At 39.0% G+C, this 20,895-nt stretch carries 25 protein-coding genes; 11 read left to right on the top strand and 14 right to left on the bottom strand.

Translation table 11 applies throughout. The features are described 5' to 3' along the window. From CWC30_RS08220 to dmeF, 3 genes are all read right to left on the bottom strand, one after another. Window positions 1-499, bottom strand: a 499-nt coding sequence (locus CWC30_RS08220) for a transposase (RefSeq protein ID WP_138626833.1), incomplete at its 3' end; no start/stop codon positions are given. A gap of 497 nt (window positions 500-996) precedes the next feature. After that, window positions 997-1,569: a manganese efflux pump MntP gene (locus tag CWC30_RS08215; protein ID WP_016899628.1), complete on the bottom strand. Its 573-nt coding sequence runs from the start codon at window positions 1,567-1,569 to the stop codon at window positions 997-999. 49 nt (window positions 1,570-1,618) lie between these two features. After that, window positions 1,619-2,551, bottom strand: a complete 933-nt coding sequence (dmeF, locus tag CWC30_RS08210; RefSeq protein WP_016899627.1) for a CDF family Co(II)/Ni(II) efflux transporter DmeF — start codon at window positions 2,549-2,551, stop codon at window positions 1,619-1,621. Between the two features lie 73 nt (window positions 2,552-2,624). On the opposite strand from dmeF, the gene CWC30_RS08205 reads away from it, so the two are divergent. Continuing rightward, entirely contained in the window at window positions 2,625-2,900 is a 276-nt protein-coding gene (locus tag CWC30_RS08205) for a metal/formaldehyde-sensitive transcriptional repressor (protein WP_016899626.1), read from the top strand. A gap of 82 nt (window positions 2,901-2,982) precedes the next feature. Here the strand turns inward: CWC30_RS08205 and CWC30_RS08200 are convergent, their stop codons facing one another. Together CWC30_RS08200 and CWC30_RS08195 are read right to left on the bottom strand one after the other, a co-directional pair. After that, complete coding sequence (locus CWC30_RS08200; RefSeq protein WP_016898898.1) at window positions 2,983-3,294, bottom strand: N-6 DNA methylase; 312 nt, start codon at window positions 3,292-3,294, stop codon at window positions 2,983-2,985. A 62-nt stretch (window positions 3,295-3,356) separates the two neighbouring features. Beyond that, window positions 3,357-3,665, bottom strand: coding sequence for a helix-turn-helix domain-containing protein (locus tag CWC30_RS08195; RefSeq protein ID WP_016898897.1), 309 nt, complete (start codon window positions 3,663-3,665; stop codon window positions 3,357-3,359). A gap of 196 nt (window positions 3,666-3,861) precedes the next feature. On the opposite strand from CWC30_RS08195, the gene CWC30_RS08190 reads away from it, so the two are divergent. Together CWC30_RS08190 and CWC30_RS08185 are read left to right on the top strand one after the other, a co-directional pair. Continuing rightward, complete coding sequence (locus CWC30_RS08190) at window positions 3,862-4,410, top strand: VspR family transcription factor (RefSeq protein WP_016898896.1); 549 nt, start codon at window positions 3,862-3,864, stop codon at window positions 4,408-4,410. Continuing rightward, the gene (locus CWC30_RS08185) at window positions 4,404-5,783 is read left to right on the top strand and encodes a DEAD/DEAH box helicase (RefSeq protein WP_036954709.1); all 1,380 of its coding nucleotides are present in this window, start codon (window positions 4,404-4,406) and stop codon (window positions 5,781-5,783) included. Before CWC30_RS08190 ends, CWC30_RS08185 begins: the two co-directional genes overlap by 7 nt. A gap of 171 nt (window positions 5,784-5,954) precedes the next feature. Here CWC30_RS08185 and CWC30_RS08180 read toward each other — a convergent pair whose 3' ends face one another. Continuing rightward, complete coding sequence (locus tag CWC30_RS08180; protein WP_016900206.1) at window positions 5,955-6,308, bottom strand: DUF3147 family protein; 354 nt, start codon at window positions 6,306-6,308, stop codon at window positions 5,955-5,957. Window positions 6,309-6,404: 96 nt separating this feature from the next. Between CWC30_RS08180 and CWC30_RS08175 the strand changes: the two genes are divergently transcribed. From CWC30_RS08175 to CWC30_RS08140, 8 genes are read left to right on the top strand one after another with little or no spacing between them, the layout of a single operon-like run. Further along, window positions 6,405-6,788, top strand: coding sequence for a BlaI/MecI/CopY family transcriptional regulator (locus CWC30_RS08175; RefSeq protein WP_008467191.1), 384 nt, complete (start codon window positions 6,405-6,407; stop codon window positions 6,786-6,788). A gap of 2 nt (window positions 6,789-6,790) precedes the next feature. Continuing rightward, entirely contained in the window at window positions 6,791-7,765 is a 975-nt protein-coding gene (locus CWC30_RS08170; RefSeq protein WP_016900205.1) for a M56 family metallopeptidase, read from the top strand. Window positions 7,766-7,777: 12 nt separating this feature from the next. Further along, entirely contained in the window at window positions 7,778-9,058 is a 1,281-nt protein-coding gene (locus CWC30_RS08165) for a TolC family protein (protein WP_016900204.1), read from the top strand. A gap of 8 nt (window positions 9,059-9,066) precedes the next feature. Beyond that, window positions 9,067-10,305 (top strand): efflux RND transporter periplasmic adaptor subunit, encoded by a 1,239-nt coding sequence (locus CWC30_RS08160; protein ID WP_029609994.1) that lies wholly within the window; start codon window positions 9,067-9,069, stop codon window positions 10,303-10,305. Window positions 10,306-10,314: 9 nt separating this feature from the next. Continuing rightward, the gene (locus CWC30_RS08155; protein WP_016900202.1) at window positions 10,315-13,458 is read left to right on the top strand and encodes an efflux RND transporter permease subunit; all 3,144 of its coding nucleotides are present in this window, start codon (window positions 10,315-10,317) and stop codon (window positions 13,456-13,458) included. Continuing rightward, complete coding sequence (locus CWC30_RS08150) at window positions 13,448-14,143, top strand: HupE/UreJ family protein (protein WP_008467202.1); 696 nt, start codon at window positions 13,448-13,450, stop codon at window positions 14,141-14,143. The genes CWC30_RS08155 and CWC30_RS08150 overlap by 11 nt, the downstream gene beginning before the upstream one ends. A 13-nt stretch (window positions 14,144-14,156) precedes the next feature. Beyond that, window positions 14,157-14,684 (top strand): hypothetical protein, encoded by a 528-nt coding sequence (locus CWC30_RS08145; protein WP_016900201.1) that lies wholly within the window; start codon window positions 14,157-14,159, stop codon window positions 14,682-14,684. A gap of 28 nt (window positions 14,685-14,712) precedes the next feature. Continuing rightward, window positions 14,713-15,039 carry a DUF6488 family protein gene (locus CWC30_RS08140; protein ID WP_016900200.1) on the top strand — a complete coding sequence of 109 codons (327 nt, stop codon included), beginning with the start codon at window positions 14,713-14,715 and terminating at the stop codon, window positions 15,037-15,039. A 216-nt stretch (window positions 15,040-15,255) separates the two neighbouring features. Here the strand turns inward: CWC30_RS08140 and CWC30_RS08135 are convergent, their stop codons facing one another. The 8 genes from CWC30_RS08135 to CWC30_RS08100 form a co-directional block, all read right to left on the bottom strand. After that, window positions 15,256-15,987 carry a MauE/DoxX family redox-associated membrane protein gene (locus CWC30_RS08135; RefSeq protein ID WP_016900199.1) on the bottom strand — a complete coding sequence of 244 codons (732 nt, stop codon included), beginning with the start codon at window positions 15,985-15,987 and terminating at the stop codon, window positions 15,256-15,258. 33 nt (window positions 15,988-16,020) lie between these two features. After that, window positions 16,021-16,530 carry a DUF305 domain-containing protein gene (locus CWC30_RS08130; protein ID WP_016900198.1) on the bottom strand — a complete coding sequence of 170 codons (510 nt, stop codon included), beginning with the start codon at window positions 16,528-16,530 and terminating at the stop codon, window positions 16,021-16,023. Window positions 16,531-16,672: 142 nt separating this feature from the next. Further along, entirely contained in the window at window positions 16,673-17,197 is a 525-nt protein-coding gene (locus tag CWC30_RS08125; RefSeq protein ID WP_016900197.1) for a DUF411 domain-containing protein, read from the bottom strand. 9 nt (window positions 17,198-17,206) lie between these two features. Further along, window positions 17,207-17,695, bottom strand: a complete 489-nt coding sequence (locus tag CWC30_RS08120; protein ID WP_002963268.1) for a YybH family protein — start codon at window positions 17,693-17,695, stop codon at window positions 17,207-17,209. A 20-nt stretch (window positions 17,696-17,715) separates the two neighbouring features. Next, entirely contained in the window at window positions 17,716-18,624 is a 909-nt protein-coding gene (locus CWC30_RS08115) for a CopD family protein (protein ID WP_138626832.1), read from the bottom strand. 11 nt (window positions 18,625-18,635) lie between these two features. After that, complete coding sequence (locus tag CWC30_RS08110) at window positions 18,636-19,043, bottom strand: copper resistance CopC family protein (RefSeq protein WP_008109924.1); 408 nt, start codon at window positions 19,041-19,043, stop codon at window positions 18,636-18,638. Between the two features lie 22 nt (window positions 19,044-19,065). Next, window positions 19,066-19,929 carry a copper resistance protein B gene (locus tag CWC30_RS08105; protein WP_010554095.1) on the bottom strand — a complete coding sequence of 288 codons (864 nt, stop codon included), beginning with the start codon at window positions 19,927-19,929 and terminating at the stop codon, window positions 19,066-19,068. Next, a partial coding sequence (locus tag CWC30_RS08100) for a multicopper oxidase domain-containing protein (RefSeq protein WP_171034700.1) occupies window positions 19,926-20,895 on the bottom strand: 970 nt, incomplete at its 5' end. The genes CWC30_RS08100 and CWC30_RS08105, both read right to left, overlap by 4 nt.

Raw genomic sequence — 20,895 nt, 5'->3', positions numbered from 1 at the left:
CGATGTGAAATTTAACTTTGCTTGGCGTAAAATTATTGCCTTTGTTGTTGCTAGCTTTAAACTTACTACCATCGATGGCAACAACGGGTTTCTCAAACATATTCAGACGACGACAGACTTCAACAAACGTTTTGCATACATTTTTTATACCGCCTCCGTTGTCTTTTCTAAAATCAGCAATCGTTTTAAAGTCGGGTGCCAACTTACCAAGTAGCCACATCAGTTCAATATTGCGTTGGCATTCGGTTTCTAATCGGCGGGATGATTGAATACGGTTGAGGTAACCATAAAGATAAAGCTTTAATAGTGTGGCTGGATGATACTTAGGGCGGCCTGTGGACTTTAAGGTTAATCCTTTAAACCCCAATTCAGCTAGATTTAGTTCCTCAATGAAAACATCAATTACTCTGACCGTATTATCTTCACTGACGTAGTCTTCCAACGATTCTGGAAATAACGTTGATTGGTTACGATCTTCACCGCTTATAAACTTTGACATATTGCCTCAACCCTCGACTGAATCAATAGTCTTATTATATAAATATCAGTATATTAAGTGAACTAAATGTATAGATTAATCGATCATAAGCAGCAGATACTTAGACCAAAAGGTGATCAGAGTTTTCACACAGTCTGGGCACAAAACCGACCTCAGTCTCTAACTCATTTTTGTCCAAAAACGAGTTGACCCGACAGTCCGGTTATCGCTCTTTGCCGAAGTTCGGCTCAGGGCGTGAATCGGTCATAGCAGAAAGCTGACTGTCAGGTTTTTTCATTTTATTGGTTTGAATACTTCATGAGACAGTCAACTACCTTCAAGGCTATGACTAGTTTAAAAGTGTCCGTCGAACCTAGACTGGAATTCTAATCTTCTCTTAGCTTTATGTGGATTAATGTGATTACCAAGGGAAAATGTCGGTCTAATTATCACACGATTTGGTTGTAAGAGCATTGCCGATGCAAGTTGCGAATACAACCAATGCGTCATAAGCTCAACTAAACGCTCAGATGCGAATACAAAGTCCATGAACCTATAATTATTAGGATAATGCCTCCAAACGCTTCAGCTCTTTTCCCGACTAAGGCACCCAACCACGTTCCTAATAAAGAACCAATAGTTACCATTAGAGCGGTTGCAAGACCAATCAATACGGCTGCTATAACAATGTTTACGTCTAAAAATGCAAACGTAACGCCCACTGTCATTGCGTCAATACTAGTGCCCAACGCAGTTAATATTGTGGCAGCTAGCGCTCGTTTTTTACTTGAGGGACTAAGAGATATTTCTGTTTCTTCAGCTTGGAAACTCACATATAACATATGCAAGCCCAGCGAAAACAAAAGGATAAATGCTATCCAATGATCTATTTCCTGAACGTAATAAGAACCTGCCGAACCTATCACCCAACCTATGATAGGAGTAATCCCCTCAATGACACCAAATATTAGCCCCATTTTCAGTGCATTTAAAATACGTGGGCTTTTAAGTTTTGATCCTTTACTAATCGAAGCGGCAAAAGCATCACTAGACATAGCAAACGCGATAAGAATTAATGCAAAAATACTCATAAACGATAATTCCTAAAACAAAAAAGTAAGTTCGACTGCCGAATTCGGCTTAGATTTTATTAACTTCGATAGTTAAGTGGGAGAGGTCAATATGACGACGAATAATATCTTTAAAATCATCAGGAGTTTTTTCTAAAGGTGTTGCAACAGAAACAATTGCACTAAGGTGTTTACTCGAAAGCTTCCATAAATGTAAATCGGTTACCACGGACACGCCATCTTCTTCTGTACACGATACAATCTTGTTAGCTATCGGCTCACTTGCAGCTTTATCAAGTAATATGTTGCTACTGTCAGTCAACAATTTATAGGCCCATTTGGTAATTATAATTGCGCCTACGATTCCCATAAGAGCATCTGCCCATAACCAGTTAAAATACTTACCTGAGACAAGGGCAACAATAGCAAACACAGATGTCAGAGTGTCGGCAAGTACATGAAAGTAAGCCGCTTTTAAATTGTGATCGTGATGGTCATGACTATGATCTTCATCAGTGTGTTTATGGTGCTCTTGCCCATGATGGTGGTGATTGTCATGAAGCAGAACGGCCGATACGACATTGACTATCAGTCCAATTATCGCTACACCGATAGCTTCATCGAAGCGTATTGCTTGTGGTGAAAAAAGTCGACTTACAGACTCTACTATCATCATTAATGCAACAGTTCCGAGCGCAACGGCACTGGCAAATCCACCTAGGGTATTGACCTTACCAACGCCAAAAGAATATTCCCTATTACTTCGATGCTTTTTTGAATACCAATATACGAAAATTGAAACAGCAAAAGCGGCCGAGTGAGTAAACATGTGCCAACCATCAGCCAATAGTGCCATTGAACCAAACCAAGTTCCTGCAACTATCTCTATCACCATAGTCAAAGTAGTGATTGCAAATACGATTGTCACTTTCTTTTCAGATTGTGCAGTGTCAATTGCAAAATGATGAGTATGACCCCATTTTTCGACTGCTTGCTCGCGCATTTTACTCTCTTAATTATTTATTAATTTTGCTATACTATACCCTAGTATACTACTTTGAACAATTGAGGATTGTATGGCTCATATCGAAAAAAATAAAAAGGCATTGCTGACTAGGATAAAAAAGATTCGTGGCCAGACTAACGCACTAGAAAAAGCATTGGAACAAGAACCTGACTGTATTGTTGTATTGCAGCAAGTAGCTGCGATTAAGGGAGCTGTTAACGGACTAATGAACAAGATACTGGAAGATCACATAAGACATCATATTGGTCTGGCGAATTTAAGTAATGAAGAGAGAGCAAATGAAAGTGAGGAGTTAATTTTGATATTGAAGTCTTACTTGAAATAAATCGGCGATGTGAAGTAAGACTTAAATCGAAAGAAAGAAATAATAGAAGGCCTCTAGAGCCTTTTTTGAACGTATTATGTTTTTATTTACTGGTACACGGAGGATTCGCTACTGATATATCAATATAACCAAAGTTGTCTAATATTTTATTTGATAAATCAGGGTCTAAGCCATCCCCAAAGCCAATGTGTAAATTTTCACCTTGTAAATTATAGTTAGTTGGGTCGATATCGTACCCAATAAGTTTGGCTTTTTTCCATCTTCCTCTTGCTGCCTCTAATAAACTAGCTTGTCCACAGCCTATGTCTAAAACATAATCAGCTTTAGTTGAAAGCATGTTCTCTATCAATAGAGTACTAAAAGTTTTAGGTGTGTAGTATTGTCCAAGTTCCATTGTTTTATGGCTATTTTTTATTTAATTGTATACGACAATTTACTTTTTTAATATAGGCTCAACTAATTAGATGAGTCTTTAAGTTCTTTGATTAATTTAAGCTTCTTCTCTATATCTAATTTCGAGATTTCGATTACTAGCTCTGCTGTTGTCTCATCTTCACAGAAAAAATAATTCAATGGAACATTTAGTTCATCAGCGATCTTTTTTAGGGTAGCTAAATCTGGAATGTGGCGGCCTTTTTCATAGTGGTTCATGCGACCACTCGCTGAATTTTCATCCATACCGATAAGTATCCCCAGCTGCTTTTGAGTAATACCTGACTTAGCGCGGGCTTGTTTGAGTCTAATTGGAATTGGATTTTGGAACACAGAAATATCATTTTTCAGTCTCTAATTGCATAGATTGTCTAAGTTTTACAATGGTTTGTACACTTAGGAATCCTAAGTTTGTTTTGTGGGTGTGTTCTTAAAAATGCTCTCAAATATAAAACTTAGTATTTCTAAGTTTTGCATTGTTCTATATACTTAGCAACCCTAAGTTTTCTTAATTGTTGTAGTATAAGAAATGCCCCAAGTTATTAAATTAAACCACCACATTTATTCTCTTTTGATCGAAAAAGAGTGCAATGGTTTTACAATTGTCGAGCTCAGGGATGAGTTATTAACCGTAACTGATAAATATCAAGATATAGATGAGGCACGTAAATTCATTTATAGGCAAACGACAACTCTTGAGCGGAAGGATCTCTTAACTTCAAAAGGAAGTGGCCGCCATAAAAAATATTTTAAAACTGGGCTGTTTAATAACGCTACGTTTGTAGCGAAACAGGCTTTAATTCAACAAGAAAAAGCAATTAACAGTCATACTGATAATCAAGCATCACCGCTTGTTGAGACTTTATTGAATGAAAAGAAACAGTTTGAGGCTGAGCTTGCGATTTTGTTAGGGGAAGTTGATGAATATAAAGCCCTACAAAAGCGATTCCCTGAGCACCTTAGCTTGTTCTATTCTGCATTAGACGATGCTAAAAATAATTCAGCTAAGTTATTAGGAAAAGTTAATGCTTTAACCACTATATTGGCTTCTTTGAACAATGGTGCTTCGCGATGCTGAGAAGTTGGCAAAAAGAATGTGTTGAGTTAGCAGTAAAGAAATACACTGTTAGTGATAAGCACTTTTTATGTCAGGCCACTCCTGGTGCTGGTAAAACAATAATGGCAGCATCATTGGCCAAAACGTTATTTGATAAAGGAATGATTGACAGAGTGATCTGCTTTTCACCATCGGTTGAAGTGGCTAATAATATCAAAAGAACATTTGGAAAAATAATTGGGTGTTCATTTGATGGCTCATTTACCGCTGTAGGTGCCTCGATGACTTATCAAAGTTTATGCTCCATTCCTCAAAGTACCTGGGATGGTCTAAGCAAATACCGTACATTTTTTATTTTTGATGAAATACACCATTGCTCGTTCTCGCAAGATAAATCTAAAATCAATACGTGGGGTGAGAGAGTTGTTTTTCATTTACAGGATATTGCAACGTATACACTTGCGCTATCAGGCACTCCTTGGCGCTCAGACGCTCTTCCTATTGCTTTAGTGAACTATTCTGACCCAGAAGGTGAGTTGATATGCGATTATCAATACAGCTTGAGTCAGGCCATTAGAGATAATGTGTGTAGAGAGCCAAAAATAGTTTTAGTTGATAGCAATAATATTTCGGATGGTCACGAAACATATGGGTCTATAGCTGAATTTGTTAGGCAAACTCACTCAACGTACCAAGAGGTGCTTAATAATGACCCTGCACTTAAATATTTATTGAAGTTAGCCGTATTAAAATTGTCGGAGATAAGAGCTTCAAACCCGACTGCTGGCGGTCTAGTGGTCGCGTCTTCAGTTAAGCACGCTGAAATGATAAACAGTCTATTAATTGATGAATTCAATCAAACATCAACCATAGTTACTTACTTACACGATAATTCAACAGAGAAGATCAATTCATTTAAGTCATCTACAGAACAGTGGATTGTTAGTGTTGGTATGATCAGTGAAGGGACCGACATACCTAGGCTACAAGTATGTTGTCATTTAAGCTCTATAAAAACCGAATTGTATTTTAGGCAAGTACTAGGGCGCATTCTTAGGTCAGGCAAGGACAAAATTGAATTCGCCTGGTTATTCACATTTGCAGAAACAAGCTTAGTTGAGTTTGCTGAGCGCATTAATATTGATATACCAGATAGTTGTTCTTATGTTGATATGGAATGTGACACAATTTTGGTGAGAGAAGATATATTTAGACCTTTAACATCGCCAAAAATAAACAGGGATAATAAGTTAAAAGAAAACCTTGATAAACTCGTTCTAGGGGGCCTGACTCCAGAGCTCGGTATAGCTTATGATGAGCTGCTTTCAGGTTGTTCATTGAGCAGTATACAAATTAAATCACTTAGAACTAGAGTTATAGAAGCATTTTTATAGTTCCATAAAATGAGCCATATTCTGTTTATATTATCACTCTTAGTACATAAATAAGGCTAGCTTTTATTTGACTCTGCTAAGTAATGGAAAATTTTTTAGGGATAAGTATCGAAATTATTGCCCCATCTACATCCTTTATTTCACTATATTATTAATTTCAGGAACAACCTTTTAGGGTATTAAATTTATTCCAAATTTGCTAACAACGAATGCAAACACTCCAAAGAGAAAACAAGTTATTAAGGCGCTAAGGCCGAGTGATGGCCAAAAACCAAATCGGTGCAGTAATGATGGAAATATTAAAAACATCGGTAAGGTAGGCACGACATACCAAAAGGTATACCAAGCATGGTTCGCAATTTTCTCCGTTGGTTGTTTTTCAACGTACAACCAAATCATTGCTAAAATAGTCACTAATGGAAGTGCTACAATTAGTGCTCCGAGTTTATCACTGCGCTTTGCGACCTCTGAAACCGCTACAACAATTGCTGCTGTCACTAAGTATTTAAAAATTATCCAACCCATGTATTACTTTCCTTTTTAAATAAAAAAATAAAAACCGATTGCCTATCGGTTTTTATTTTGCCATGATATGGCTATGTTGTTAAGAGATATTTGATTATGCAGTTAGGCGAATTAGAAAAACTAGTACTTCAATATTTGTGGTCTTCTAAAGAAGCGGATGCAAAGCATGTGCACAGTCGTTTAGGTAAAACACGTGGCTGCACTCTCAATACTATTCAAAGCACCCTTGAAAGACTTTATAAAAAAGGCCTTCTTAGCAGAACTAAGCAGGGTCATGCTTATAATTACCGAACTAAAGTTGATCGTAACTCGCTTATAGCTACTTTAATAAATGATATTACAGCTGACTTTGTTGAAGAGGGTGAAAACAGTTTAATTGCTGCATTTTCTTCTACTTCGACTAATTTTAATGATACACAATTAGATGAGCTCGAAAAGCTTATAGAGCAACAGCGAAAACTACGAAGCGGAAAAGTGTAAACATGATTGTTGGAAATTGGGCCGTGTTTTTAAATCTAGCGAGCGCAGCGGTGACCGCTTTTATTTGTGTGATCATATTGATTTCCTTCTTCCACACCTCGCTTTGTAAAAAAATTACTATTTTCCAGTTTACCGAGCGTAAGTTCATGCTTTGGTTAACTATTAGCAGCCCTTGGTGGATCTCCTTATTGTGTGCAGCTGTATTTTGGCAGGCACATCAAAACCAAATGTCTAATTGGTTGCAAGGGGTTGCTCACTGGCATCACCTAGAGGTTTTCTCTGTCTATAGTTGGCATTCGGTATTACTTATATCAGCAGCTTGTTTGATGACAAGCGCTAGCGTACATGCATTTTTTAGTCTTAATAGACATAGTTCAGCAATGAGCAGTCTGTTGGCTTTATCAAATACTCAACCTCACAAAGATTATCCCAACCAGTCTGTACACGTTATTGAACACCTTGTACCAGAGGCATTTACTGTTGGTTTTTTCAATCCAAAAGTGTATATAACCAGCGGATTACAAGCACTTGATGAAAAAACAGTACACATAGTCATACAGCATGAACTAGCACATTTAAAAGCCCGAGATCCGCTTTTTAAAACTTTGTTTAGTTTATTTAGTTGGTGTTTTCCTTCGCCAACGCGCGCGGCGTTACAGCAATCTTATACGGCTTTAACTGAGCAAATTGCTGATGTCGGTGCCACACAGTATTTTGATGGTTTAGATGTGGCTCAAGCGCTTATTAATGTTGCTCGATTTCAACGACAACAACGTATCACTAATGACAATATTTTTACGAGTCATTTTAGTAATGAGCAAATAACTCAGCGTATACAAACATTGTTAACGCCAATTCCTACTACGCCTAAACCACTTTTAATTGTCACGTTGTTTAGCTTTATGGCTATCGCTTTATTCACACTGTCGACTGTCGATAGTGTTCATCACCTTATAGAAACTTTTTTCATCCACTAAGTAAGGATTAAAATGAAATTTTTCAGTCGTCATTTCACCCACAAAAAACCGATCGCCAGTCGGTTTTTTGTGGGCTTATTTATATCTTTCTCAGCACTACCATGTTTTGCAAGTTCTGAGACTTATCAAACATTAAACCTAAAGCAAGCAATCTCATTCACACTTGCTAACAACCCGCAACTACAGGGCTACTTTTACCGAGACAAAGCGCAGCAAGGTAAGATAAAACAAGCAAATATAGGCCAAAGAGCGCAAATAGGCTTAATGGTTGAAGATGCTTTTGGGACAGGTGAGCATAGTGGTTTGCAAAATATGCAATCAACCTTAACTTTTTCTTGGCTGATGCAACAAGAGCAAATTGATAGTCGCGTAAAAGCAAGCCAGTCTGAACTTGAGCAGATACGTATAGAGAAACAAATTCTTGCACTTGATTTAGCTGCGATGACCGCGAAGCTATTTATTCAACTACTGGTGAAAGAAGAGGCGCTAAAGCTCAATAAAATGGCTGTAAGGCAAGCTAATGAGGTTATAAATGCAATTGATGAACGGGTTCGTATAGGTAAGTCATTATCAATTGATAAATACTTAGCCGAGGCTGAATTAATTAATCAAGAATTACTCCTCGAAGATCTTGAGCATGAAATAGCCAGTGGAAAATATCAGCTTTCTGCCTTGTGGGCAGAGCCTCGCACTGACTTTACACTTGCAGGTAACTTATTGCAGTTACCTAAAATTGTAGATTTTCAGTCACAGTTCGAGCGCTTTAAAAATGCGCCTCGTTTGATGCAGTTAGCAAGTCAAAAACGTATTGCACAATCACACATTGAATTAGCTCAAATTGAAGCAAAACCACAATGGCAATTTACAACAGGCTTACGTCGCTATGAATCAACGGATGACTTTGGGCTCGTGGCCGGTGTTTCTATTCCGTGGGGAGCATCTGGCAGCAATGCCGGAACGGTCGCTAAGTTACGTGCCGAGCAAGATGTATTAACAGCGCAAGCGAAGAGTTTAACTCAACAAGCTAATAGCCAGCTTTATGCTTTGCTTCAAGAAGTTAAGCATTCTGTTCATGTAATTACCACCTCAAAAAATGAAATCATTCCCACGCTAGAAACCGCGCTTACCCAAGCAAAACAAGCATTTAACGTTGGTAAATTGAATTACAACCAGTGGAGTAGCGTGCGTCAGGCGCAATTAAGCGCGCAATCAGAACTACTTAGCGCTTATGAAAGCTTACATTTACAGCATATAGAAATTCAGCGTCTTACTGGCGCATCGATAGAACAATGAGATTATTTATGAAAACGACAAACTTTATTCCCTCCATAACCGTTGCCGTATTACTCGGCCTCAGCGCGGGGGTACATTTACCCGCTAGCGCAGTATCAACACCTACTACAGAGCAAGCAGAGCCTGAAAAAGGGCCGCATAATGGTCGTATGCTTCGTGAAGGAAGCTTCGCATTGGAGTTAGCGATTTTCGAAACAGGCGTACCACCTGAGTTTAGAGTATGGTTAACGGATAATAAAAACCCAATTAATCCCGACGATGTTGAATTAACGGTTACGTTAACCCGATTAGGTAATGTGATTGATGATATTAAGTTTATTAGCCAAAGTGACTTTTTACGTGGGGATATGGAAATTTACGAACCGCACTCTTTTATTGTCACAGTAAATGCGAGCTACCAAGGAAAAAAATATCGTTGGCAATACGATAACCTAGAGGGGCGAACAAAAATCGAACCCGCAGTAGCAGATGCAATGGCGATTGAAACTGCAATTGCAGGGTCTCAAAAGCTTCATCAAACGATCCCTGCTTATGGACAGGTTTGGTTACCGCCGAGTGCGCACCGCACTGTTTTTGCACGTTTTGAAGGTGTTATTACACACTTAAATGTAAAGCTTGGCGATAAAGTAAATAAAGGCCAAACTTTAATGACGATTGAAAGTAATGAAAGTTTAAACCCCTATGAGATAAAATCGCCTATTGCTGGTTTTGTCGCAAAACAAATGGCTAATTCAGGTGAGCAAACGAATAACCGAGAACTGCTTGTTATCACAGACGCGAGTCAATCTGTCGTTAAATTAGCAGTCTACCCGAGCGATTACAGCAAAGTATCTCAAGGCACTCTAGTGAGCATTAAGGCAGAAGGTAGTCTTGTGAATACTGCTGGTAAGGTATCATTTATAGAGCCAAAAGTTAGAAGTGATCAGGCAAGAATGGTGTGGGTTACGTTGGCACAACAGGCTGAGCCTTTGTTGGAAGGGAGTTTTGTTAAAGCCGATATTGAAACTGCTTCTTTTGAAGTTCCTTTAGCGGTAAAGAAAATAGGCTTACAGAGCTTTCGTGATTTTACGGTCGTGTATGCAAAAGTCGCTGATGAATATGAAGTCAGGATGCTTGAGCTGGGTCGTTCAGATGCAACATGGGTAGAGGTACTAGGTGGACTGCCTGCTGGTACTGAGTATGTTACTGAAAATAGCTACATCATCAAAGCCGATATTGAAAAGTCTGGCGCGTCACACGATCACTAGGAGAGCGTAATGTTAGAATCGATTTTACGCTTTGCTATAAAGCGAAATATCCTCGTTCTTGTCATGGTATTAGCCATTGCAGGATTAGGCTTATGGAATTTTACTAAACTGCCTATTGATGCAGTACCTGATATAACTAATGTTCAGGTTATGATCAACACCGAAGCGCCAGGCTATACGCCGTTAGAGGTTGAACAACGCGTTACTTTTCCCCTCGAAAATGCATTAGCTGGGCTACCAGGGCTTGTAAACACACGTTCTGTGTCTCGTTATGGTTTATCGCAAGTTATTGCTATTTTTTCTGATGATACCGATGTTTACTTTGCTCGCCAGTTGGTTAATGAGCGGCTGTCTAGTGCTCGTTCCGAGTTACCGATAAACCTTTTACCTGAGCTTGGCCCGATAGCTACTGGGTTAGGTGAAATTTTTATGTTTACGGTTGATGCTATACCTGGCGCTAAAAACCCCGACGGTAGTGAGGTAACTCCCATTGATTTACGAACAATACATGATTGGACAATTCGCCCTCAATTAATGCGGGTGCCAGGTGTTGTTGAAGTAAACCCTATTGGTGGTTACGAGCGAGAAATTCTCATTGCGTTTAAACCTGAAAAACTACTGGCTTATAATCTTACCTCAGCAGATGTTGTTGATATTATTGGTCAAAACAATCAAAACCAAGGCACAGGATTTATTGAAAAAAGCGGTGCACAATGGTTAATTCGCGTCCCTGGTCAGGTGGCTGATTTAACTGAAATCACAAATTTACCCATTAAAACCATCAACGGTAGCGCAGTGTTTATTAAAGATGTTGCCACTATAAGTGATGGTAAGGGGCTTCGTACCGGTGCTGCTACTCAAAATGGCCGCGAAGTGGTGATGAGTACCGTGTTCATGCTAATAGGAGAAAACAGCCGCACAGTTGCACAAGGCGTGGGTGAAAAGTTAAAAGAAATCAATGCCAGTTTACCCGAAGGTATAGTTGCAAAAGCCGTCTATGACCGAACTAAACTGGTAGATAAAACGCTTAATACTGTTCAAACTAACCTGCTCGAAGGGGCCATTTTAGTTATTGTTGTATTATTTATATTACTGGGGAATTTCAGAGCCGCATTTTTAACGGCTTTAGTGATCCCATTTGCAATGTTGATGACAATAACCGGTATGGTACATACGCGAGTCAGTGCAAACTTGATGAGTTTAGGGGCATTAGATTTTGGTCTATTGGTTGATGGTACGATAATTATCGTCGAAAACTGCTTACGTCGTTTAAGTATGAGAGGTGATACCCCTCTTTCTTTAAAAGCACGTTTAGACATTGTTTTTACGGCTACACGAGAGGTTATTCGACCCGCTTTATTCGGTGTATTCATCATCACCGTTGTTTATTTACCTATTTTCGCGCTTGAAGGCGTTGAAGGAAAAATGTTCCATCCAATGGCATTAACGGTTGTGATTGCTTTGCTTTGTTCAATGGCGCTTTCGATCACATTTGTGCCTGCAATGGTCGCCCTATTATTTAAAAAGCCAATTAAAGAAAAACCTAATCATATTATGCTGGGGTTAAGCCGTGTTTATAAACCAGTACTCGCATTAGCATTAAAAGGCCGCTGGGCAGTAGTACTAATCGCTTGTTTACTTGTGACATTTTTTGGTTATCAAGCAACACGCTTAGGGAGCGAATTTGCACCAAATCTTGATGAAGGTGATATCGCTATGCACGCGCTTCGTATTCCAGGTACTTCCTTAAGCCAAGCGATTGAGCTACAAAAAGTCTTGGAAGAAAAAATTACGCAGATGCCTGAAGTAGAACGCGTATTTGCAAAAATTGGTACCGCGGATGTAGCAACAGATGCAGTACCACCTAGCGTAGCTGATAACTTTATTATTCTAAAACCACGAGATCATTGGCCAAACCCAAATAAATCTAAAGCTCAAATAGTAGAAGAGTTAGCTGCACTAGTCGAGCCTATTCCAGGTAACAGATATGAATTCTTACAGCCAATTCAAATGCGCTTTAATGAATTATTAGCAGGTGTACGCGCTGAGCTGGCAATTAAAGTGTTTGGTGATGACTTTGAAACACTTGCTGCGTTAGGTAAAGAGATTGAATCTGCTATTGGAAATGTTGACGGTATTGCCGATTTAATGGTTGAGCAAACAAGCGGGTTGCCAATGCTTGAAATTATACCCAATACTGAAAAGCTAAGTCAGTTTGGTATAAGCAAAGCACAAATTCAGTCACAGTTAGCTACCGCATTAGGAGGAACTATCGCAGGTAAATATTATCAAGGCGATATTCGCTCTGATATTGTTGTTCGCTTAGACGAGACACAGAGAAATAATGTTGAAAAGTTGGGTTATTTACCTATTAGCCTACCTAGTGGAAGCTCTATCCCATTGCAAGAATTAGCTACCATCAAGCTAACTAATGGTGCAAATCAAATAAATCGTGAGAATGCCAAACGTCGTATTGTAGTAACCACCAATGTGAGGGGGCGAGACTTAGGAAGTTTTGTAGCTGAGATTCAGAAAGTGGTTAAAAGTAAGGTAGATATTCCTACTGGCTACTGGGTTGAATACGGTGGTACCTACCAAAAGCTACAATCAGCCTCTGAGCGTTTAACTATTGTAGTACCCGTGACACTATTAATGATTATAGGCTTGCTTATTTTAGCGTTAAATTCACTCAAAGATGCCGCTATTATTTTTACCGGTGTGCCTTTAGCGCTTACGGGCGGAATCGCAGCACTGCTGTTACGTGATATACCATTTTCAATATCTGCTGCGGTCGGTTTTATTGCTTTATCTGGCATTGCAATATTAAACGGCTTGGTGATGGTATCGTTCATTCGCGAATTACGCAGCTCAGGAATAGGGATTAATCAAGCGATAACAGAAGGAGCGTTAACACGTCTCCGTCCTGTTATAACCACTGCATTGGTTGCATCATTAGGGTTTATTCCTATGGCGCTTAATACAGGGATTGGCTCAGAAGTACAGCGGCCTTTAGCAACCGTGGTAATTGGCGGCATTATTTCGTCGACCTTACTAACATTATTTGTGATCCCCGCACTGTATCGACTTTTACACAATGAAAAGGAGTCTATTTTGACTGAAAGTGAAACGTTGGAGCAACATGATGTCAACTAAAATAATAAACGTTAGCATAATGATTATGGTGCTTGTTTTGGCTTTTCTTAGCTTTGAGACCTTGGCCCATGGAGTTGATGACAGCACTCGCGCTTTTTTAGAGCAAAACCAAGGCGTACAGTTTGTGCCATTTATTTATATTGGTGCAAAGCACATGATCACCGGTTACGACCATATATTGTTTTTAATCGGTGTTATCTTCTTTTTGTATCGCAGTAAAGAGGTTTTGCTGTATGTCACCATGTTCACCATCGGCCACAGCACAACGTTACTATTAGGTGTGCTTGGCGATATTCAGATTAATGCCTATTTAATTGACGCTATTATTGGTTTTTCAGTTATTTATAAGGGCTTTGATAACTTAGGTGGGTTTAAGCGTTGTTTTAATTGGCAGCCAAATACAAAAATGGCGGTGCTTATTTTTGGTTTGTTTCATGGCTTTGGTCTAGCAACCAAGTTACAAGAGTTTCAATTACCCGAAGATGGATTACTGACAAACCTAATCGCCTTTAATATTGGCGTAGAGCTTGGCCAATTTTTAGCGCTCGCAGTTATTTTAATTGCCATTAATGTGTGGCGTAAACGGCCGTCATTTCATCGTTTTTCAACATTTATCAACGGTGCGTTAATGAGTGCCGGCTTAATGCTAGTCGGCCTTCAATTAACCGGCTATATAATTAATTAATTTAGAGAAATATATGCAACATACAGTTAGTTCAAAAACACTTATAAAAGCCAGTATCACCGCTTCATTAGTTGCGATAATCGCCTTTGTGCTATTTATCCTTCCGGCAGAATATAACATTGATCCAACCGGACTCGGTAAACAACTGGGCGTTACTAAAATAGCTCAGGCATCAGCGCAAAAACCACTTAAAACATCAGATTCATTGCAAGTGGGCAGTGATGAGTTTCAAACAATTGAAGTCACTATCCCTGCAAATCGCGGGGTTGAATATAAATTTGAGATGCAACAATATGAAAAAATGACCTACGAATGGATGACCGATGGCGCTTCTTTACATTTTGATTTACACGGAGAGCCAGCAGGAGACACAACCGGTTACTTCGAAAGCTATGCAATTGCCAATTTAAGCGAAATGAAGGGCAGCTTTACCGCCCCATTTGGGGGCTCACATGGCTGGTACTGGAAAAACAACTCAGATAACCCCGTAGCTATACAGCTTTTAGTAAAAGGACAATATAAAGTAATTGGCTTAAAATAATAAACTTAAAACTTAATAGGAGAAAACAATGAATAGATTAATTCCAATAGCATTAGTTTGTATTTCATTAATGAGTACTGGTGTTCTAGCACATAGTGATCATGGTCACGTTAGCGATCAACAAGCTATTAGTATTGCAGCTAAATCAATAAAGAAATTGGCCTTTAAAGACTATGGTTTTGAGGTTGGAAAACTAAATGATTCTTGGAAAGGTATTTCTTCAGAAGCATTTACTGTCGTAAACGAGAGCGATGATACTTATATTATCCAAGCATCAAATGATAGTGAACAAGTTTATTTCAAAATAGCTAAAAATGGTCAGCTTGTAGATGTAAAATCGAAGAACGATTTCTAATCTAATTGTTAATTGGCACTGTGAGTTTTTACAGTGCCAATTAACTATTTATCGTCAAAAACACTTTTAGCTAATTAGCAATCGAAGTTGGTGAGGTCTTCGAAGTGTCAGAACAGATTGATGCTGGACTCAAAGAGATAATTCAGACTTTAGACTGAGTCAGGTACCCCCATAAATAAACTGTTCATTATATTTTTAAATTAAATACTTTATCTTCTACCTGGCAAGCATCCATATCCCAGCAGCGATCATAAACAGGTTTTCTGTAAGTGAAATAAAGCCTAACGGTACATTACTATCACCGCCTACACATGCACATTTGAGTTCCCGCTTATCTATATATACGGCTTTAAAAACAGAAACAGCACCAACACCACCAATAAATAATGAAATAGGAGCAATACTATATGCTGGCAACCCAGCTATCATTCCAATACCAACAAACGCTTCTAAAAATGGGTAAACATAGGCATACCTCACTACTTTCATCGCCACTAAGTCATAAGTGATAAATGAATTTGAGAAACTAAATAAATCTTGAAGTTTTTGTATTGCCAACACAGCCATAGTTAACGCAACAAATAGCTCCACGGTTTTCATGGAAATTAATCCATGACCCATTGCAAAACTAAATGCCAAACTTAGTAAAAATGCGACCGCGAAGATTGCAATAACCGGGGTGTAAGTTGTACCTTGCTGTCCAGCTTTTGGCTTATCAAAGTAATCACGTAAGTCGTCATAACCACCGATACGTTTATCAGCAATAAATGTTTGTGGTGTGGTCTCTACGTTGTGCTTTGCTTTAAATTTATCTGTTTGTTCACGAGAAGATAATAAGTGATCATTAACATCATAACCCTCGCGTTCTAGAAGGTCTTTTGACTTTAAGCCAAATGGGCAAATATGCTCATCTGTTGCCATTCTATAAAGCTCTGCTGATTTACTCATGTTTAGCTCCCTTTTACGTATTCTTATAAAATTTTACTTAGCATTAAAATCCGGTACAGCTCTAGATTGTGCTTGTTCCTGAGTTTCTGCTAGGCCATTTTTTTCTATATCGTTCAGTAACCACTGCATCTCTTTAATCTCACGACGCTGTGCTTCAATAATATTTGTTGCAAGCTCTTGGACGCGCTTGTCTTTGATATTAGCTCTATCACTAGTCAGTATAGCGATTGAATGATGCGGTATCATGGCTGACATCCAAGACTGATCGTTGACCGTTATTTGCGAACGTACTAAAAATAATGCGCCTACAAAGCTAATAATGCTGATCCCTAAAACTACGCTGTTTTTCTTTTTATCCTTATACATATTTAGCATAAACAACAGCATAACTACCGCCATTGCAGCCCCCATATAAATAGCCATATAGGTACGCGTTTCACTAAAAAACACATGGCTTAGCTGATAACTATTCAAATACATTAGTACAAACATGACTAATGTTGATGTGGCTATCATTAAGAAAAATTTTAAATACTGTGACATTACAATGGCTCCTTTTCAGTTGTTCAACTTGTATTTTATTTATACTAAGGGGTATTACTTACAATTTATAAGGCGTAAGCCCACTATATATTTAATCATCGCATCAATACTTACGGCTAACTCAATAACTATGCCATAAGAGTTAAAACTGCACTGCGTATTTGCTGATATGCTTATAAGTATGTTGCTGTGAATCTTGAGTAAGTACTTCAATATTATATTTATGAAAACGATTGCCCATCTCCATACCTGGCGTGCCAACAGGCATTGCCGGAACTGTCAGCCCGATCGTTTTCTGAGGGTGTTGTTCAGCTAAAAACTGCTTTATATATTTAGCTGGCACGTGCCCTTCAAAAACATACCCATCGGCTGAAACAGCGCTATGGCATGAGCGCATATTTGGCTTTATTTGATATTGAGCTTTAATTAGCCCCATATCAGCAACATCTATTGCTTTTGTTTTAATGCCACTTTCATTAATATGCTCAATCCATTTTTTACAGCACCCACAGTTTTTACTTTTATAAACTGTCAACTCAATCTCTGTTTTATCTTTTTCTATGGCCTCTTGGACTGGCAATACACTGTGTGGGTTTTCCATACTTTTTACTGATATAGACACCGCCAACATCACTGAAAGTGCAGTTGTTATGTACGTTAATCGCATGTTACTTCCTTAATTTGACCAATGAATATGTGTGATTTTCCAGCCATTGCGGGTCTTTTTTAGAGTCATTGACTCCATACCCGTTGTGTTAATGGCTTTACCTTTGTAGCTGCCCATCGTTTCACTTCGCGAAATGGAGTAAGCGATATCACCACTTATATAAACCTGATGTTCTAATAGTTTGCTATTAACCGAACTGAGGTATTTCATATCCGCTAGCATGTGGTGATTTGCATATTCATCGGCAGAACGCTCAACGCCTCCGCCTTCAAAAATAATGACGTTATCAGCTAATAATGAGCGAGCTTTTTTTTGATCACTTTGATTTAATGCTTGGTGAAAGGCACTTACTGCTTGCGCAGCTGGGGTATCGGTACCAACAAATAACACACGCTCATTTGCATGTTCCTCATTCTTGTGTGCGCTTACAGCTAGTGAGTTCAATGCGCCAAAAAGTAATAGCGATGTTATGATTATTTTTGCAGAGTTATTAAACATGTTGCTCTCTTTTTATTAAATTAATTTGGGGGACCAACAAGTGTGGTGAACACGCTTGTTGTAATAAGTACAAAAGCAGCTATCAGCATTTCTACACTGATGGAACGTTTTAGTGTACCTACATGCTGTTTTTGGGTGATTCTCGGAACTAAAATTAGTTTGTGCCAAGCCCCCATCATAAGCATCGCGCTCACTAGTAGCAGTTTTAGCAAAATTAATTGCCCATAACTTGACGTGAACAGCGCTGATAACGAATGCAGGTAATTAAGCAAAAGCGCTAAACCTGAAATAAGCAGCACAAATACAACGATGATGGCTAAGTGCCCAAACAGGTGCATTACCTTCTTAACTTCATGAACAGATAATATGGTACAGCTTTTATATAGTGGCCACAGTGACCCCACCCAACTTGCTATTGCAAGAAGGTGAAAAGTTAACATGCTTTTTACTAACCCATTTTCATTTGCACTGTGACCTGTGAAAGTGAAGCTATAAGCGATAAACCCAAGCATGATTAGTATAACGGCACCGTTTTTATAACCTGCTACGTTATCATCTGATTCCACACTCCACATACATGCGCTAATTAGAGCAATAATAAGCGCTGGTATTCTAAACGTTGCTTGGTCACCTATGACTGATTGCCAAACAATTTCAAGCATAAAGGGGTCAAACATTCCCATAAAGCCTGATTCAGCCATTGCTCCAGCTTCTATTGGTACTTGTAAAAGTGCAGCAATACTACCTGTAACTACACACGTAATTTGCCAACGTTTTAAGAACTGATAAAAGCTAATTACCTGATGCCCTGCAACATTGCTGTTGCCACACATAAAGCGCATTAATAAAGTGCCCGCAAGCCCTACAATTGCTATATAGCTTGCTAGTTTTAATAATAATAAGAGTACTGACCATTCACTTAATTGCATTATGTTGCTACTTAATGATTATGTTTGCTGTGGGTATTAGATTGTTCTTGCATCATCTTATGCGATTCACTTTTGTGTACCATAAATCTAAACGTGTCGGTCATTTTATGTCCATCACCACCCAGTGCTGTCCATTTAACCGTGTAAGTGCCTTGGGCTAGGCTCGGTAATGACCAATTAAAGTCTGTGCTTGGGGTGGCGCTGGGTTTGAAATCAAAGTTTATTGATTTATTTTTTTCATCTTTGATGATGACTTTTGCTAGCCTTACTTCACCACCAAAAGTTAACGAAAGTTGCTCTGGGCTTTTCATTAACATGGCTTCTTGCGCAGGTGTTGATTGCTTGAGTGATATATGCGCTGATGCGGAAAATGTAAGCACTAAACCTAAAATGGCTACTGCAGAATTAAAAAACTTCATAATTACCTCTTATTTAAAATGATTAAAACCAAAATTTAATACCCGCAACAAATGCGGTGTTGTTGCTACTTTGTCCACTTGATGTGGCATAGTCGGCGGTATTGCCAAATTTATTGCTCCATTCAACGCCAATATAGGGCGCAAACTGGCGTGTAAATTCATAACGAACCCTAAAGCCAATCGCGCTGCTTGATAGGCCACTTCCAAGTTCGTTTTGTTTATCGTTTTTGCCATAAAGTGTAATTTCGGCTCGCGGTTGTATAATTAGCTTTTGCGTGAGTAAAAGTTCGTACTCTGCCTCTAACGTAAATGCGGTATTGCCTCGCTCACCTACGTATGCTGTCATATCAAGTTCAAACCAATAAGGGGCTAAACCTTGTAAGCCAAAAGCTAACCATTGCCGATTTTCACCTTCTTTATTGTAATCAAGACGAACACCTGCTTGAGTATCCCAATATGCTGATACGGCGTGACCCCATAAAATATCGGTTTGGTTTTCTTCAATACTTCCTTCGCTGAAATCACCCTCGGTTTTAATTACCAATCGATCAAAGGTAGTGCCGTACCATGCTTGTAAGTCAAATACACCTGCGTTTGCTTGCTCGTTATATTCAAGACGATCGCCTAGTAATGCGTAAAATGGATGCTCATCAGCGAGTGTTAATCGCTCATTGCCCTCAAGCGCATATGGGCCTTCTGTTAAAGTTGTTCCCGCAGAGTAAGCATGGGGGTCTCTTGCATCTTTAGGTGCACTTCCTCCTTGTGGTTGCATCTTAGCGCTATTCATTTGTGCCATTTCACTTTGCGCTAATAAAGGGAAACTAATTAATGAAGCCCCTGTTAACATTAATAAACCTAATGATTTAGATAGTTTTAATTGTTTCATGATACGACTACCTCTCTAAACATACCGGCATCCATATGGAATAATAAATGGCAATGCCAAGCCCAGCGACCTACATCGTGAGGGGTGGTTAAAAAGCTGATTCTTTGTGCGGGTTGAACAGGTATCGTATGACGTCGCACTTGCACATCACCTTGCTCGTTTTCTAAATCACTCCACATACCATGCAAATGCATAGGGTGCGTCATCATGGTATCGTTTTGTAAAATAACTCTTAAACGTTGGTTATGCTTCATATGCACTGGCGTGCTTTTACCAAATTCTAAGCCATCAAATGACCAGCTATAACGTTCCATATTTCCGGTTAAATGCAGCTCAATTTCAGCTTCTGGCTCTTGCTGGTTAGTGATCCCTTCAAGTGAGTGTAAATCTGCAAGTGTTAAAACACGACGACCATTTTTACGTAAACCAATACCAGGATCATCAAGATTTGTTCTCGGCATATCAACGCGCATATCAACTGAAGCTCCATACTCCGTTTTTGCATGACGCACTTTAGAGCTGGCAACCGCTAATGGGTTTTCAGACATACCATGTTTGCTATGATCCATCGCCATTGGACCGTGATCCATAGCGCTATGATCCATTTCTTTAGAGTTCATACCTGACATGCCAGCCATACCTGCCATTGCAGAATGCTCACCGCCGTGGGTCATATTGCCCATCATATCGGTCATCGTTAACCATTCAACAGGGTCAAGTGCAGGTACTGGCGCATCAATATTAGGCGAGCTTGATAAAGTTCCTTTTGCGTAACCAGAGCGATCCATACTTTGAGCAAAAATCGTATAGGCATCATTTTTAGGCTCAACAATTACGTCGTAGGTCTCACCAGGGCCGAATCTAAATTCATCTACTGTCACAGGTTCAACATTTTGTCCATCAGCTTGTACAACTGTTAACTTCAGCTCAGGTATTCTTACATCAAAAAACGTATTGCTAGAACCG

The sequence above is a fragment of the Pseudoalteromonas sp. S4741 genome (assembly GCF_005886135.1).
In the GTDB taxonomy this organism is placed as follows: Bacteria; Pseudomonadota; Gammaproteobacteria; order Enterobacterales; family Alteromonadaceae; genus Pseudoalteromonas; species Pseudoalteromonas tetraodonis.
Note: the sequence above shows the minus strand (reverse complement) of the source record. Positions and strands in the feature narration are given on the sequence as shown.

Excerpts from the sequence above, each read along its gene's own strand:
- CWC30_RS08150 (WP_008467202.1), top strand. The coding sequence starts at position 13,448 with ATGTCAACTAAAATAATAAACGTTAGCATAATGATTATGGTGCTTGTT.
- CWC30_RS08215 (WP_016899628.1), bottom strand. The coding sequence starts at position 1,569 with ATGAGTATTTTTGCATTAATTCTTATCGCGTTTGCTATGTCTAGTGAT.
- CWC30_RS08120 (WP_002963268.1), bottom strand. The coding sequence starts at position 17,695 with ATGTTTAATAACTCTGCAAAAATAATCATAACATCGCTATTACTTTTT.
- CWC30_RS08185 (WP_036954709.1), top strand. The coding sequence starts at position 4,404 with ATGCTGAGAAGTTGGCAAAAAGAATGTGTTGAGTTAGCAGTAAAGAAA.
- CWC30_RS08125 (WP_016900197.1), bottom strand. The coding sequence starts at position 17,197 with ATGCGATTAACGTACATAACAACTGCACTTTCAGTGATGTTGGCGGTG.
- CWC30_RS08205 (WP_016899626.1), top strand. The coding sequence starts at position 2,625 with ATGGCTCATATCGAAAAAAATAAAAAGGCATTGCTGACTAGGATAAAA.
- CWC30_RS08140 (WP_016900200.1), top strand. The coding sequence starts at position 14,713 with ATGAATAGATTAATTCCAATAGCATTAGTTTGTATTTCATTAATGAGT.
- CWC30_RS08110 (WP_008109924.1), bottom strand. The coding sequence starts at position 19,043 with ATGAAGTTTTTTAATTCTGCAGTAGCCATTTTAGGTTTAGTGCTTACA.
- CWC30_RS08135 (WP_016900199.1), bottom strand. The coding sequence starts at position 15,987 with ATGAGTAAATCAGCAGAGCTTTATAGAATGGCAACAGATGAGCATATT.
- CWC30_RS08175 (WP_008467191.1), top strand. The coding sequence starts at position 6,405 with ATGCAGTTAGGCGAATTAGAAAAACTAGTACTTCAATATTTGTGGTCT.
- CWC30_RS08105 (WP_010554095.1), bottom strand. The coding sequence starts at position 19,929 with ATGAAACAATTAAAACTATCTAAATCATTAGGTTTATTAATGTTAACA.
- CWC30_RS08115 (WP_138626832.1), bottom strand. The coding sequence starts at position 18,624 with ATGCAATTAAGTGAATGGTCAGTACTCTTATTATTATTAAAACTAGCA.
- CWC30_RS08180 (WP_016900206.1), bottom strand. The coding sequence starts at position 6,308 with ATGGGTTGGATAATTTTTAAATACTTAGTGACAGCAGCAATTGTTGTA.
- CWC30_RS08160 (WP_029609994.1), top strand. The coding sequence starts at position 9,067 with ATGAAAACGACAAACTTTATTCCCTCCATAACCGTTGCCGTATTACTC.
- CWC30_RS08155 (WP_016900202.1), top strand. The coding sequence starts at position 10,315 with ATGTTAGAATCGATTTTACGCTTTGCTATAAAGCGAAATATCCTCGTT.
- CWC30_RS08145 (WP_016900201.1), top strand. The coding sequence starts at position 14,157 with ATGCAACATACAGTTAGTTCAAAAACACTTATAAAAGCCAGTATCACC.
- CWC30_RS08190 (WP_016898896.1), top strand. The coding sequence starts at position 3,862 with ATGCCCCAAGTTATTAAATTAAACCACCACATTTATTCTCTTTTGATC.
- CWC30_RS08200 (WP_016898898.1), bottom strand. The coding sequence starts at position 3,294 with ATGGAACTTGGACAATACTACACACCTAAAACTTTTAGTACTCTATTG.
- dmeF (WP_016899627.1), bottom strand. The coding sequence starts at position 2,551 with ATGCGCGAGCAAGCAGTCGAAAAATGGGGTCATACTCATCATTTTGCA.
- CWC30_RS08170 (WP_016900205.1), top strand. The coding sequence starts at position 6,791 with ATGATTGTTGGAAATTGGGCCGTGTTTTTAAATCTAGCGAGCGCAGCG.
- CWC30_RS08130 (WP_016900198.1), bottom strand. The coding sequence starts at position 16,530 with ATGTCACAGTATTTAAAATTTTTCTTAATGATAGCCACATCAACATTA.
- CWC30_RS08165 (WP_016900204.1), top strand. The coding sequence starts at position 7,778 with ATGAAATTTTTCAGTCGTCATTTCACCCACAAAAAACCGATCGCCAGT.